Genomic DNA, 14839 nt, shown 5'->3' with positions numbered 1-14839 from the left:
TAAAAACGAATACCTTAATATGAAATTACTAGAAGGAAAAGTTGCAATTATTACTGGTGCAAGCCGTGGAATTGGAAAAGGAATTGCTGAAGTTTTTGCTAAACATGGAGCAAACGTTGCTTTTACATACAGCTCATCTGCTGCATCTGCAGAAGCTTTAGAAGCAGAATTAAATAGTTTAGGAGTAAAAGCTAAAGGATACCAATCTAATGCAGCAGATTTTAACGAAGCTCAGACTTTTGTTGATGCTGTTTTAGCAGATTTTGGAACTGTTGACATCTTAATCAATAATGCTGGAATTACAAAAGACAATTTGCTAATGCGTATGTCTGAGGCAGATTTTGACCAAGTAATTGATGTGAATTTGAAATCGGTTTTTAATATGACAAAAGCGATTCAGAAAACTTTCTTAAAACAAAGAGCAGGATCTATCATTAACATTAGTTCTGTTGTTGGAGTTTCTGGAAACGCAGGTCAGACAAACTATGCGACTTCTAAAGCTGGTGCAATCGGATTTACAAAATCTGTAGCTCTTGAGTTAGGTTCTCGTAACATTCGTTGCAACGCAATCGCTCCAGGTTTTATCGAAACTGAAATGACTGCAAAATTATCAGAAGATGTAGTAAAAGGATGGAGAGAAGGTATTCCGTTGAAACGTGGAGGAACTCCAGAAGATGTAGCAAATGCTTGTTTATTCCTTGCATCAGACATGAGCGGTTACATTACAGGACAAGTTCTTAATGTTTGCGGAGGAATGCTTACATAAGATTCTAAGTTGCTAAGATTCTGAGCAACTAAGTTTTTAAGCTGACTCAGGAACAAAACACAATATTTTAGTCAGCTTACAGCAAACTGATTACTGAATACTAAATAAATATGACGACAAACACGATTCTTTTATTATTGCTTTCTTTAGTAATTGCTGGTGGTTTATCGTATTTTCAATATTTTTTAAAGCCAAAAGTAAATCCAATGTGATAATACTTTTGGCTTTTTTACGTTTTTTGGCCATCTTCGGGTTGTTGGTCTTATTGATAAATCCGATTATTTCTAAAAATTCTCTCGAAATTACCAAAACGCCTTTAGCCGTTGTGGTAGATAATTCGAGTTCTATTGTGGCACTAAAATCAGATAAAAAAGCAGTTGAATTATACCAAAAACTGGTTTCAAATCCTGCTTTAAAAGAAAAATTTGATATTCAAACTTATCAATTTGACAATGATTTTAAAACTTCAGACAAATTTGATTTTAAAGGAAATCAAACCAATTTAGACGAAGTTGCAAAGAATTTAAAAAGCATCAACAAAAACCTGATTTTTCCAACTGTAATTATTACAGACGGAAATCAGACTACAGGAAACGACTATGTTTATAGATTCGATCCTGTCAATAAAGTTTATCCTTTGGTTGTGGGAGATACAACCACTTTTTTCGATTTAAAAATCAATCAGCTCAACGTAAATAAATACGCTTTTCATAAAAATAAATTTCCCGTCGAAGTTTTTTTACAATATGCTGGGGACAAAACTGCCAATGCAGAATTTACTATTTCGCAAGGAAATACTGTTGTAGCAAAAGAGAAACTTTCTTTCTCGCCATCAAAAAAAACAGCTTCTTTAAATCTATTATTGCCAGCAGATAAAATTGGATTACAAATTTATAAGGCCAGCATACAATCCTCAGCAAAAGAGAAAAACAGTTACAATAACATCAAAAATTTTGCTGTTGAAATTATCGATCAAAAGTCTACTATTGCAATTGTTTCAGCTATAAACCACCCAGATATTGCTTGCATTAAAACGTTCAATTGAAGTTAATGCACAGCGTAAAGTGGTATTAGTTAAGCCAAACGAAATTAATAATTTAGATGATATTTCTGTTTTAGTTTTATACCAGCCAACAACAGCTTTCAAGGCAATATTTGATAACAATAAATTAAAAGGAACAAATAGTTTTATTATAACAGGAAACAACACCGATTTCAATTTTTTAAATCAGCAACAGAACAATCTGATTTTTAAAATGAGCAATCAGCGAGAAGATTTTCTTTGCGAATTCCATCCAGACTTTAATCTGTTTGCAATCGATGATATCGGTTTTGAAAATTTCCCGCCTTTACAAAATCCATTCGGAAATATAAGTACAAACGGAAATGTATCTGTTTTACTTTCGTCAAAAATTCGAAACGTTTCTACAAATGCTCCATTGTTGGCTTTTGCCGAAAATCAAGGAAAAAGAACCGCTTTTCTTCTTGGAGAAAACAGCTGGAAGTGGCGTTTGCAAAGTCATGTTGATAATCAATCATTTGAAAAGTATGATGTTTTTATTGATAAAATAGTTCAATATCTAGCGTCATCGGCTTCAAAAAAATCTTTGGTAGTTACACACGAAAGTTTTTATAACTCTGGAGAAGAAATTATCATCAATGCACAATATTTCAATAAAAATTATGAGTTTGACGAAAAAGCCAGACTTACAATTACTGTTGTAAATGCTGCGACCAAACAAACTAAAAATTACGATTTGCTGAAAGGAAGTAATTCTTTTTCTGCTAATTTAGAAGGACTTCCAGCAGGAAAGTATAATTTTACAGTAAAAGAATTAAATTCAAATACTTCATACGCAAGTCATTTTGAAATCTTAGATTTTGATATCGAAAAGCAATTCGTAAATCCTGACGTAATTAAATTACAGCAATTAGCACAACAAACAGGAGGAAAAGCGTTCTTCGAAGATCAAGCCGATCAATTGATTAATACACTTTTAGAAAACAAAGAATATAAATCAATCGAAAAAAATATCTCAAGCAAAACCCCGATTATTGACTGGGTTTGGTTATTGATTTTGATTCTTTGCTTTGCTGACAGCAGAATGGTTTGTTAGAAAGTATAACGGGTTGCTTTAAGTAAATTTTAAAAATTAATATTTTTTGAATGAATAGAAATTTAATTTTACTTTTTTTATTTTTTCTAATCAATATTTCCTTTAGCCAAACTATTAGTAAAAAACAAAGTGATTCTTTAAAACAGGAAATTGTAAAAATATATCGTGAGGTTTATTGGAGTGCTCTGCCTAAACAAAAAGGTTGGGTTAATGATTATGAAAAGATTCTATCTGATAATGAAGAAAAAAAATTAGATAGTTTAATTTCTAAATACGAAAGGGAAACTTCAATAGAAATCGCAATTGTAACAATTGATACAATCAAAGTGGCGGAAAACAATTTTGAAGCTTTATCATTGCATATCGCTAAAACATGGGGAGTTGGTAAAAAAGGAAAAGATAACGGAATTCTTATTGCATTTTCTAAAGGATATAAAAATATCAGAATTCAAAATGGAAATGGAATTGAAAAAATATTTTCAAATGAAGACACCTCGAAAATTATTGAAAATGATTTTATTCCAGAATTTAAAATGGGAAATTATTATCAAGGTTTGACAAATGGAATCATTAAAATAATGGAGTATTTGAGAGGAAGAATACAAGAAGATTAATTGATTTTTAAGATATAAAAAATGGACTTCAGGCTAAAAGTTTTCTACACCGTTGCGCTCCGCCTTAATTTTACTAAAGCGGCAACAGAGTTGTATATTACGCAGCCAGCAGTTTCTAAACATATCCAAGAATTAGAGGAAGCATATAAAACCAAACTCTTCGAGCGAAACGGTTCCAAAATCGCTTTAACTCCAGCTGGAAAAATTCTTCTAAAATATACTAAAAGTATTTTCGATATCTATCGCGAAATAGACTTTGAAATGAGTTCGTTTAATGCAGAACGTCAAGGTTTGCTTAGACTAGGAGCAAGTACAACTATTTCGCAATATATTATTTCTCCAGTTTTGGCTAGTTTTCATCAAAAGCAAAAAGACATAAAAGTCAATTTACTGAATGGAAATACAGAACAAATCGAAAATGCTTTAATCAATAAAGAAATCGAAATCGGAATTGTTGAAGGACAATCTAAAAATCAATCCATAAAATACATTCCGTTTTTAAAAGATGAATTGGTTTTAGTCTGCAGCAGTAAAAATCCGTTGGTGCAACAAAATGAAATTTCAATAACTGATTTAAAATCAATGAAATTTATAACTCGAGAACGCGGTTCTGGAACACTTGAAGTTATAGAATTTGCATTAAAAAAAGCCAACTTAAAACTAGCAGATTTGCAAATCGAGATGCAATTAGGAAGTACAGAAAGTATAAAATCATATTTGTTAAATTCAGAATGTTTTGCTTTTATGTCTATTCATGCTGTAAGTAAAGAGTTGAAAAATAAAGAATTAATCGTTTTGGATGTAGAGCAATTAGCAATTGAAAGATATTTTTACATCATAACTTTACAAGGAAAGTCAGACTCATTATCAGAATTGTTTATTCAGAATTTAGCATCTCATTATAACTTGAAGTTATAGCCAATTGCAATTTACGATTAGCGTTTTTAAGATAAACGATAGAACTTTGCAGAGTAAATATCAATTACTTTTATTTTGAAAACAAAACAACAAACATCAGCACAATTATTTGAAATTAATCAATCACTTCAACAAGTACTTTTTCTTGTTGTAATTCTTTTATGTTTATTTTCGATTATTTCTCCTCCAGTAGCACTTTTATTGGGTGTTTTAATTGTGAACCTTTTTGGAAATCCGTTTGTAGAATTCAATCACAAAGCAATTACATTTTTATTGCAATTCTCTGTAGTAGGTTTAGGATTCGGAATGAACGCAAATAACGCAGTTTCAGCGGGAAAAGAAGGATTTGTTTTAACTGTCTTTTCAATATTCAGCACTTTGATTTTCGGATTTCTATTAGGGAAATGGCTTAGGACAGAGAAAAAGACTTCTCATTTAATTTCTTGCGGAACAGCAATTTGTGGAGGAAGCGCGATTGCCGCTATTTCCCCTGTAATCAAATCGAACGAAAATCAGACTTCAATAGCTTTAGGAGTTATTTTTATACTAAACTCAATCGCTCTGTTTGTCTTTCCTTTTATCGGACATCAATTAGATTTGTCTCAAAAAGACTTTGGGCTTTGGTGTGCAATTGCCATTCACGACACTAGTTCTGTTGTGGGCGCGGCAAATAAATATGGTGCAGAAGCTCTTCAGGTTGCAACAACAGTAAAATTAGCCAGAGCTTTATGGATTATTCCAATTTCAATTTTGACTGCTTTTTTATTTAAAAGCAAGAACTCAAAAATTAAAATTCCTTATTTCATCGGTTTGTTTGTTGTTGCAATGTTAGTGAATACCTATATTCCGTCAACAACCATTTTTACAGCACATCTTGTTGGTATTGCTAAAATTGGTTTAACTATAACTTTATTTCTAATTGGTGCAACGCTAAACTTTGCCACTTTAAAAGCAGTAGGAGTAAAGCCTTTGCTTCAAGGTGTTTTTTTATGGATTTTTATAGCTGTTTTAGCTTTATTATCAATACTTTATTTAGGATAATGTCATTATTTTACATTGGAGAATTTTACAATTGGTTTGTCAATCATTTTGTAAAATTTTCCTTTGAATGAGTAATGCCTTTCAATTACAAAATTAAATTGCTTTTTGGTTTTTGCCATTTCTGCAAGTTCAGCCGGTAAATCAACTTCGAAATCATCTTCTGTACCTTTTGCTTTTTTGTATGAACCTTTTGTTACGATTTTAAAATCTCTAAAGAATTTTTTATTATTATCTGTAACGACAGTATAAGTGCTTGACCATTCTGAGCTAATGCTATTGAAAAGAGAGTAATAATCAATTTCCATTAGAGGCTGATATTTTCCATCAAATCCGGCGATTAGGTATAAATAACCGTTATATGGAGCACCTGCGCCACCATTGGCATGAACAAGTGATAAAGCAAATTGATCTTCTCCAATTTCAACTAGTTTAGGAGTTGGACATTGTGCAAAAGATCCAAAAGCGACAACTGCAGGTTGAAAAGATTTCATTTCCCAAACATTACTGTTCTTTTCGAATTTAGCCACGCCTAATAATCCGCCAGAAAAACGTCCTGTTTGCAAGCCGTCTTCATCATGAACAGAATGATTGAAAACTAAAATTTTAAACTGATTTCCTTTAGAATCGCTATAATCAATATTAGCCAAAAGTCTTGTGGCTACACCTTCGCTATAAGGAAACATTTGATCTCCTTCTACGCCATTTACATCAACAAAAGACGAAGGTTTGCAGGATTTACATTTCCAGCTTATGAAAGTATTTTTATCGGAAAGGTGATATAAATTACCTGGAAACAATTTTTGCATTGTTTTTTCACCATTCAAAGGATCAGATACCTTAAGGACTCTTTTTTGATTTAATATGGTGTCACTGACGTTTTTTAATTTCAAATCAGTTTCTTGTGCAAAGCAAAAGGTAGAAATTAATAGAAATAAATTTAAAGTAATTTGGCGCATAAAATTGAATTTTGATGGTAAAGCAAATGTATAAAGAAAATTATTGTTAATATGAAATTATGCTGTTTTTACGAGGTAAAATCTCAAAAAGTTAAAATTACAGAATCTTATTGATAGTATTTTTTGCGTATTCTTTAATTAAAACTAAATTTGCTCCCTCTAATAAAAAAACAAATGAAAAAAATCCAAATGAGACCAAAATTAATCGCTTTCGGTGTATTAGTTATTGGCTTTATTATGTTATCATGGGGAACTGTTGGCCATGAACGTATTAACAAAGCTGCTGTAATGGCTTTACCAAAACAATTGCAGATATTTTTCTATAATCACATTGATTTTATTACCCAAGAAGCTTCGGTTCCAGATATCCGTAAGTATGCTTTAAACTATAAAGAAGAAGGACCAAGACATTATTTTGACATGGAGAACTTTGGTCCTGCAGACACTTATCCGAAAACATTAGAAGAGGCAAAACAAAAATACGATGCTAAATTCTTGTCGGATAACGGAATCTTACCATGGTATATGGAAGATATGATGGCAAAATTGACAAAAGCTTTTAAAGATAAAAATAAAGCTGAAATCTTATTCCTTGTCGCAGATTTAGGACATTATGTTGGTGATGCGCACATGCCATTACATACTTCTGCAAATCACGACGGACAATTAACAGATCAAAAAGGAATTCACTCACTTTGGGAAAGTAGATTACCAGAGTTGTTTGTTAAAAATTATAAATTAAATGTTCCTGAAGCACAGTATTATCCAGACGTTCACAAAGCAATTTGGGACTTGATTAACGATACTCATAGCTTGGCGCAACCTTTATTGGATATCGATAAAAAATTGAGAACTGCAACTCCTCAAGACAAAGTATTTAAATTAGATGCAGAAGGAAATGTAATGAAAACGAGATACAATACTGCTGTTTTTTCTGAGGATTATGCTAAAAAGCTTCACGAACAATTAAACGGAATGGTTGAAAGCCAAATGAAAAAAGCTATTGTCGCAACTGCAAGTTTTTGGTATACTGCATGGATAAATGCTGGAAAACCAGATTTGAGCGATTTAGATGCTCCAGCGGTTACACAAAGAAATTATCAAGCTTTACAAGATGATTTGAAATTGTTTCAAAAAGGTGATTTGTTTGGAATGAAAAATCAAAATGATTAAATATTGATTTCAAATTTCATAGTTTAAGTTTTCTAGTTTCTATGAAATCCTTAAAATAAAACAAACCCGACAAGTTTAAAAAACCTGTCGGGTTTGTTTTTATAATATAAATATCGAAAAAAACAGCTTGGGTTTCACTAATCACACAAGGAAAAGATAGCTTCTAAAAAATCTTAGCATTCTCTGCGATTAAAAAACAGTCGCAAATAAAAAGATTTATAAAAAGAAAACCCGGCAGATGCCGGGTTTCTTTTTGTATTAGTCACGAACGTTTGCGTATAATTTTTTATTCTTATTTGCAATTTCTTTAAACTGATATTCTTTTTCTTTCAAGACATAGGAAGCAGACTTGGTAATAAGAAATAGTTTGCTCGATTAAACTTTGATTCTTTGATTTTAATGGAATTTCATCGTAATAAATTTGAAATTCAGGAGAAATTCCAGTTTTCTCGTTAAGTTTTAACTGAAACTGTTGTATCTGTTGTTTAGGAGAAAGTATAGTTAAAACATTATCTTTTATTAAACCTAAATCCTGATAAGTAGCTATAAAAGCTCGAGGTTGATAGTCTGTTTTAAGAACATCACAACCAAAAAATTTACTATGATAATCAAAATTTAGAAGTCCAAATAATGTTGGCATAACATCGATTTGTGACATTAATTTATTGAACTTTTCAGGTTTTGCACCTGGTGTGTAAATTAATGCTGGAATTCTATATTTGTCTAATGGAAGTTCTGTTTTTCCTGCACTTGAAGCACAATGGTCGGCTACAATTACAAAAACAGTATTTTTATACCAAGGTTGTTTCTCAGCTTGCTTAAAAAATTGACGAAGTGCATAATCAGTATATTTTACGCCACCATCACGAGATTTAATATTTCCAGGAATATCAATTTTATTGTCTGGATAAGTAAACGGCCTGTGATTGCTAACTGTCATGATATGGTTAAAGAAAGGTTTGTTTTCCTTTGCTTCAGCATTCATGATTTTAATAGCTTTATTGTACATATCTTCATCGCAAACTCCCCATACGTTAGAAAAAGTGACTTCATTTTTAGCGAAGCTTGATTTGTCAACAATTTGATATCCGTTTCCTGAGTAAAAGTCCTGCATGTTGTCAAAAAAAGCATCTCCACCATACATAAACTTTACATTGTAGCCTTTTTGAAGAAAAATAGATCCAGTTGAGAACTTATTTTTATTGTCTTCTCTTTTACAACACTTTCGCCAGCTGTAGGAGGAAGGCACAAGGTTACAGCTTCAAGACCACGTACAGTTCTGTTTCCTGCAAGCATAAACATTTGTAAAAAGTAAACTTTTTTGAGCAAGACTATCTAAAAATGGAGTAATATTTTGCTCGTTTCCGTACATTTTCATGAAATCGGCACTTAAGCTTTCAACCGTAATTAAAACCACATTTTTTCGTTGTTCTAACGAATCTTCTTTTATTTCTCTAAGTGTATTTTTTCCAGAAATAGCAGGCAATTCTTGTTTTAAAATGGCAAATGCTTTCTCATTAGGAATCGTTTTGTAGAATTTGTAATAGTCCAATTTGTTATTTTGGAAGGCTAAATAAAACTTGTAGATTCCGTTAGATTGTAATTCGTTTACAAAAACATTTTTAGAATTTTCTGTTTTGGCTAATCCAGGAACAGCTACTAAAGCAGTAATAAATAACACTGCATAAAGTGCTGTGATTTTTATTTTTTCGCTAAAACTTGGAATTTCATCAATATAATTTCTAGAATTCTTGATAATAAAATAGGTTATAATTCCTGTAATGGCAAACAAAGTTGAGAATATTGGAATTACAGGATAAGACTGCATGATGTTTCCAATAACTTCATTTGTGTAAATTAGATAATTGACAGCTATAAAATTGTATTTTACGCCAAATTCATTCCAGAAGAAAAATTCGCTAATTGCATTCTGAAGAATTAGTAAAACATAAAGAAAGATCACAAATGCAAAAAGCCAGTATCTAATTTTATTTCTGTGCTTTGGTAAGAAAAGAAAAAGCGCAAACAAAAGTGTTTTGAGCGAAACAAAAATCAAAACGATTTTTGGCAAAGCACCTCCATACTCGTCAAAAATGCTTTTTCCTGACGCTATATAAATTAAAAGCGCCAAAAAACCTGCCAGTATAATATATCCGTAAGGTTTATTGTATTTTGAATTTGAAATAAAAATAAGATAAAGCCATAAGAAGGCTAATGCTATCGAGAAAACAAAAAAATCTGAAACTAAACCCAGCGAAAAAATCTTTAAGCTCTCGATAAATGAAAAAGAGCTTTGAGTAATTGGGTGAAAAAGTAAAACAATTCTAAGTGTGAAACTTACAACAAAATAAAGCAGTGCCAGATTGTAAAACGGCGAAAGTTTTTTGAAAAAATTCATCAGTTATTTTTTTACAAAATTACTTACGAATCATTAACGTCAGATTAAGTTCGACTTTTACCTTACTTAACATTAGCTTAATATTTACTTAAGATTCTGGTTTTCTTTATTAATTGATAGTGTAGGTCATTTCTGAGAGCTAAATTATTTATCTTTGGATTACAAAAAGAAATTCAAATTTTAATCAGATACGATAAATGCATATTTTAATAGTTGAAGACGAAGTAGGAATTGTTCAATTTCTAAAACAAGGCTTGCTCGAGGAAGGTTATCAAATTACTACTGCTGCCGATGGTTCAAAAGGTTTTGAACTAGTTCAAGAACAAAAATTTGATTTGATTCTTCTGGATTGGATGTTGCCAAAAATCAACGGACTTGATCTGTGTAAAGCCATTAGAATTAAGGATCAAACTACGCCAATTATTTTTTTAACAGCAAAAGATACTGTGCAAGAGACGATTGAAGGATTGAAAGCGGGCGCAAACGATTATATCAAAAAACCTTTCAGTTTTGAGGAATTGGTTGAACGAATTAAAGTTCACTTTAGAAATAAAAAGCAAATTGAAACTTTGACTTTAGGAAATATTACAATGGACTTATCCAGACATATTGTTTTGAAAGGAGAAGAAGAAATTTCGCTTACACAACGAGAGTTTGAATTGTTGGCATATTTAATTCAAAACAAAGGAAAAGTCTGCACTAGAAATCAAATTTTGAGAGATGTGTGGGAAATTAATTTTGAGTACGACACTGGTGTTATTGATGTTTTTATGAATGCAATTCGAAAAAAACTAAATCTTAAAATTGAAGAAGATTATATAAAAACCATTCGTGGTATTGGGTATATTGCCAATGATTAGCAAAATGACATCACTCTCCTTTAAAAATAGAATTGCATTAAACTATATTGTAGGAACAGGGCTTCTTGTTTTAGTGGTTTTTTCTGCAATTTATTTCATTGTAAAACTGACGGTTTACAATCATATTGATGAAAACTTAAACATAGAAGTTCAAGATCATTTAAAAGAATTAAGAATTGAAAATGGTGTTGTTGTTTTTATGGATAGTGAAGAATGGGAAGAAAGAGAACACAATTCTGTTGATGTAAATCCTGTTTTTGTCCAATTTTTAGATTTGAATAAAAACATAATTGAAAAGTCTCCCAATCTTAAAAATGAGAAGCTTATTTTTCATAAAAATAAAGATCATTTTGAGCTTTATGATACTAAACTGCTAGGTAATAAAATTCGTCAAATTCAAGTTCCACTGCATATTGGAACTAAAAAAATTGGATATTTGATTATTGCAATGTCGCTTTCAGATTCGTCAAAAGTCTTGCAAAACCTGTTAGATACATTAATGATTGCATTTCCAATTATTCTTTTGATTTTGTTTTTTCTGGCAAGATTCTTTGCAGGACGAAGTATTAGGCCAATAAATAATATTATTCAGACTTCTAAAATTATTACGAAAGACAACCTAAAAGCAAGGATTCCGTTGCCAAAAACAAGAGACGAATTGTTTACGCTTTCAAAAACAATTAATAATTTATTGAATCGAATTGAAGACGCCATAGAACGTGAAAAACAGTTCACATCTGACGCTTCACACGAGTTAAGAACACCTCTTACTGTAATTAAAGGAACACTTGAAGTGCTTATACGTAAACCTAGAGATAGTAAGGAATACGAAGAAAAAATAAACTATTGCATTAATGAAGTAGATCACTTAAATTCTCTTGTAGATCAGCTTCTTTTGATGGCTCGTTTTGAGAATCAAAAACAAAATATTAACAAAGAAAATATTTATCTAAATGCAGTAGTTTTAGATGTTTTGACGTTGAATGCAGATAAGATTAAATCACAACAAATAAATGTGGTTCTAGATGCTTCAGAAGAGTTTTATATTTATTCTGATAATTATTTAACCGTCACGATTCTTCGAAATATCATTTCTAATGCTGTTAAATATTCAAAACGTAATAGCGAAGTTCGAATTTCATTGTCTAGACAAAATGATAAAGTTATTTGTACTATTGTAGATCAAGGAATCGGCATTGCTAAGAAGGATTTGGAATCTATCTTAAATCCGTTTTTTAGATCAGATTCTCTCAATCACTCAGAAATTAAAGGAACAGGACTTGGATTATTTATTGTAAAAAGAATGACAGATTTACTTCAGGTTAAGTTTAAAATTGAAAGTGAAATAGGAAAAGGAACTAGCGTTTTATTGGTTTTTGAAGAATATGATAATTCGTTAAAGTAATTTTAAAATCATTGCAAAAAATGTGGTCTAAAACGATTTTTAACAATAAACTATCGTTAAGTTAAATTAAAAATTGTTTTTTAATTATTTTATCTAGTATATTTGCAACCGAATCAAAGAATTATAAAACAAACCAAACAATGATTTCAAATCAATTACATCATCATCATTTTCATTATTGCTCTCAAGCGATGTGTTAATGGTATGTGTGTAAATCATCATATTTTAAAACCCGTTTGAGTACATCAAACGGGTTTTTTTATACCAATTCTTTGTACTCAAACTATTAATCAAACAACAACTAAAAAAATGAGTACTTTAAAAATTGCAATTCAAAAATCAGGTCGTTTAAACGAAGACAGTATCCAAATTCTTAAAGATTGCGGTATTTCAATCAATAACGGAATCGACCAATTAAAAGCAGAAGCTTCAAATTTTCCTCTTGAAGTTTTATATCTAAGAAATTCAGATATTCCTCAATACTTAATTGATGGAGTGGTAGATTTAGCAATCGTTGGCGACAATCTTTTGGTAGAAAAAGGAAAAGGAATAGAAGTAGTTCAAAACTTGGTTTCTCAAAATGTAAAGTTTCAGTAGCAGTTCCTAAAACTTTCGAATACAATTCGGTTCAGGATTTAGCTGGACTTCGTATTGCTACTTCTTATCCAAATACAGTTAACGAATATTTCAGTAAATTTGGTTTAAGTGTTGATATTCACCAGATTTCTGGTTCTGTAGAAATCGCACCAAATATTGGTCTTGCTGACGCTATTGTAGACATTGTTTCAAGCGGAAGCACTTTATTCAAAAACAATTTAAAAGAAGTTGAAGTTATTTTGAAAAGTGAGGCAGTTCTAGCTGTTTCTCCAAAAGTTTCTCCAGAAATTCAAAAACACATTGACACTTTAAAATTCAGGATTCAAGCCGTTTTAAGAGCTAGAAATTCAAAATATATCTTAATGAACGTTCCAAATGATAAAATTGATGCAGTTGGAAAAATTCTTCCAGTTTTAAGAAGTTTAACCGTTTTGCCATTGGCACAGGAAGGCTGGAGCAGTGTTCACTCGGTAATTGACAAAGATACTTTCTGGGATGTAATTGATCAACTAAAAGAAGTTGGAGCAGAAGGAATTCTGGTTTGCCCAATTGAGAAAATGGTTCTTTAGGGCTGCGCCCGCTTTAGGCAGTAAGCTTTAAGCTTTACGCTTTTGAAAAGCTTGCTCCTAATGCAAAAAATAAACACAACGTTAATAAAGCCTAAAGCCTACAGCTTAAAGCTTAAAGCTTAAAAAAAATGAATAAAATAATCAGTCCAAAACCAGAAATCTGGTTAGAAATATTAAAGAGACCAACACAAACTGTTGATGATATTGAAGTTACAGTAAAAGAGATTTTTAAAGAGGTTCAGAGAAAAGGAGATGAAGCGGTTGCGAAATACACTTCGATTTTTGACGGAATTTCGTTAGACAATTATGAAGTTTCTCAAGCAGAAATTGAAGAAGCAATTAGTCTGATTCCGATTGAATTGAAGGAAGCGATCGAATTAGCAAAAAACAATATTTATAATTTTCATAACGCTCAAAAAACAGATCGTGTTTCTGTTGAAACGATTGAAGGGGTAAACTGCTGGCAAGAAAAAAAGACCAATTCAGAAAATTGGTTTATATATTCCAGGAGGAACAGCACCATTGTTTTCAACTGTTTTAATGCTTGCTGTTCCGGCTGAAATTGCGGGTTGTAAAGAGATTGTTTTGTGTTCGCCACCAGATAAAAAAGGAAAAATAAATCCAGCAATTTTGTACGTCTGCGAATTTATGTGGAGTAACTAAAATTTTGAAAGTTGGCGGAATTCAAGCCATTGCAGGAATGACTTTCGGCACACAATCTATTCCGAAAGTATATAAAATTTTCGGACCAGGAAATCAGTTTGTAACCGTAGCAAAACAGTTGGCAACTCAGTTTGGAGTAGCAATCGATATGCCTGCTGGCCCTTCAGAATTGTTAATTGTCGCAGATGATAGCGCAGTCCCTGCTTTTGTAGCTTCAGATTTACTATCTCAAGCAGAGCACGGAACAGATAGTCAGGTAATTTTGGTTTCGACTTCAAAAAAATTAATTGACGAAGTAGAAAAAGAAGTTCAGACTCAATTACAAGTGCTTCCGCGAAAAGCAATTGCAGAAAAAGCCATTGAGAATTCAAAGCTAATTTTTGTTGAAAACGATCAAATCGCTTTAGATTTAATCAATGAATATGGACCAGAACACTTTATTATTTGTTCTGAATATGATGATTTCTATTGTAATGGAATCGTAAATGCAGGTTCTGTTTTTATTGGGAATTATACGCCAGAAAGTGCTGGAGATTATGCATCTGGAACCAATCATACTTTGCCGACGAACGGTTACGCTAAGAATTACAGCGGTGTAAATTTGGACAGCTTTATGAAATCGATGACATTCCAAAAAATATCAGAAAAAGGGATTCAGAATATTGGAAACGCTATCGAAAGAATGGCTGAAGCTGAAGGATTGCAAGCGCATAAAAACGCCGTGACCTTAAGATTAAAGAGTTTAGAATAAAAGACAAAGGA

Annotated in this window: 9 protein-coding genes and 4 pseudogenes; 11 read left to right on the top strand and 2 right to left on the bottom strand. The window is 31.5% G+C overall.

Translation table 11 applies throughout. The features are described 5' to 3' along the window. Positions 1-19: 19 nt before the first annotated feature. The 5 genes and pseudogenes from fabG to P5P87_RS04350 all read left to right on the top strand — a co-directional run bounded on the left by fabG (position 20) and on the right by P5P87_RS04350 (position 5456). The gene (gene fabG, locus P5P87_RS04370; protein ID WP_278021694.1) at positions 20-766 is read left to right on the top strand and encodes a 3-oxoacyl-[acyl-carrier-protein] reductase; all 747 of its coding nucleotides are present in this window, start codon (positions 20-22) and stop codon (positions 764-766) included. A gap of 110 nt (positions 767-876) precedes the next feature. Further along, positions 877-2905 (top strand): annotated as a pseudogene (locus tag P5P87_RS04365) (hypothetical protein). A 28-nt stretch (positions 2906-2933) separates the two neighbouring features. Then, positions 2934-3497, top strand: a complete 564-nt coding sequence (locus P5P87_RS04360) for a TPM domain-containing protein (protein WP_278021693.1) — start codon at positions 2934-2936, stop codon at positions 3495-3497. Positions 3498-3518: 21 nt separating this feature from the next. After that, positions 3519-4415, top strand: a complete 897-nt coding sequence (locus P5P87_RS04355; RefSeq protein ID WP_278021692.1) for a LysR family transcriptional regulator — start codon at positions 3519-3521, stop codon at positions 4413-4415. A gap of 75 nt (positions 4416-4490) precedes the next feature. Beyond that, entirely contained in the window at positions 4491-5456 is a 966-nt protein-coding gene (locus P5P87_RS04350) for a YeiH family protein (RefSeq protein WP_278021691.1), read from the top strand. Positions 5457-5461: 5 nt separating this feature from the next. Here the strand turns inward: P5P87_RS04350 and P5P87_RS04345 are convergent, their stop codons facing one another. Continuing rightward, positions 5462-6262 (bottom strand): hypothetical protein, encoded by an 801-nt coding sequence (locus P5P87_RS04345; protein WP_278021690.1) that lies wholly within the window; start codon positions 6260-6262, stop codon positions 5462-5464. 324 nt (positions 6263-6586) lie between these two features. On the opposite strand from P5P87_RS04345, the gene P5P87_RS04340 reads away from it, so the two are divergent. Continuing rightward, positions 6587-7585, top strand: coding sequence for a zinc dependent phospholipase C family protein (locus tag P5P87_RS04340; RefSeq protein ID WP_278021689.1), 999 nt, complete (start codon positions 6587-6589; stop codon positions 7583-7585). Between the two features lie 307 nt (positions 7586-7892). Here the strand turns inward: P5P87_RS04340 and P5P87_RS04335 are convergent. After that, positions 7893-9413 (bottom strand): annotated as a pseudogene (locus P5P87_RS04335) (LTA synthase family protein). A 767-nt stretch (positions 9414-10180) separates the two neighbouring features. On the opposite strand from P5P87_RS04335, the gene P5P87_RS04330 reads away from it, so the two are divergent. The 5 genes and pseudogenes from P5P87_RS04330 (at position 10181) to hisD (ending at position 14828) form a co-directional block, all read left to right on the top strand. Next, positions 10181-10843 (top strand): response regulator transcription factor, encoded by a 663-nt coding sequence (locus P5P87_RS04330; RefSeq protein WP_198855695.1) that lies wholly within the window; start codon positions 10181-10183, stop codon positions 10841-10843. A 4-nt stretch (positions 10844-10847) separates the two neighbouring features. Next, positions 10848-12248 carry a sensor histidine kinase gene (locus P5P87_RS04325; protein ID WP_198855694.1) on the top strand — a complete coding sequence of 467 codons (1401 nt, stop codon included), beginning with the start codon at positions 10848-10850 and terminating at the stop codon, positions 12246-12248. A gap of 309 nt (positions 12249-12557) precedes the next feature. Next, positions 12558-13111, top strand: a pseudogene (hisG, locus tag P5P87_RS26070) (ATP phosphoribosyltransferase); the annotation flags it as partial. Beyond that, positions 13085-13414, top strand: coding sequence for an ATP phosphoribosyltransferase (gene hisG, locus P5P87_RS26065; RefSeq protein WP_422854092.1), 330 nt, complete (start codon positions 13085-13087; stop codon positions 13412-13414). The pseudogene hisG (P5P87_RS26070) and the gene hisG (P5P87_RS26065), both read left to right, overlap by 27 nt. Before the next feature lie 128 nt (positions 13415-13542). After that, positions 13543-14828: pseudogene (gene hisD / locus P5P87_RS04315) on the top strand (histidinol dehydrogenase). Positions 14829-14839 lie beyond the last annotated feature (11 nt).

This window comes from Flavobacterium ginsengisoli (assembly GCF_029625315.1).
Lineage (GTDB): Bacteria > Bacteroidota > Bacteroidia > Flavobacteriales > Flavobacteriaceae > Flavobacterium > Flavobacterium ginsengisoli.
This window is presented reverse-complemented; position numbering and strand designations above follow the sequence as displayed.

Excerpts from the sequence above, each read along its gene's own strand:
- fabG (WP_278021694.1), top strand. The coding sequence starts at position 20 with ATGAAATTACTAGAAGGAAAAGTTGCAATTATTACTGGTGCAAGCCGT.
- P5P87_RS04360 (WP_278021693.1), top strand. The coding sequence starts at position 2,934 with ATGAATAGAAATTTAATTTTACTTTTTTTATTTTTTCTAATCAATATT.
- P5P87_RS04355 (WP_278021692.1), top strand. The coding sequence starts at position 3,519 with ATGGACTTCAGGCTAAAAGTTTTCTACACCGTTGCGCTCCGCCTTAAT.
- P5P87_RS04345 (WP_278021690.1), bottom strand. The coding sequence starts at position 6,262 with ATGCAAAAATTGTTTCCAGGTAATTTATATCACCTTTCCGATAAAAAT.
- P5P87_RS04340 (WP_278021689.1), top strand. The coding sequence starts at position 6,587 with ATGAAAAAAATCCAAATGAGACCAAAATTAATCGCTTTCGGTGTATTA.
- P5P87_RS04330 (WP_198855695.1), top strand. The coding sequence starts at position 10,181 with ATGCATATTTTAATAGTTGAAGACGAAGTAGGAATTGTTCAATTTCTA.
- P5P87_RS04325 (WP_198855694.1), top strand. The coding sequence starts at position 10,848 with ATGACATCACTCTCCTTTAAAAATAGAATTGCATTAAACTATATTGTA.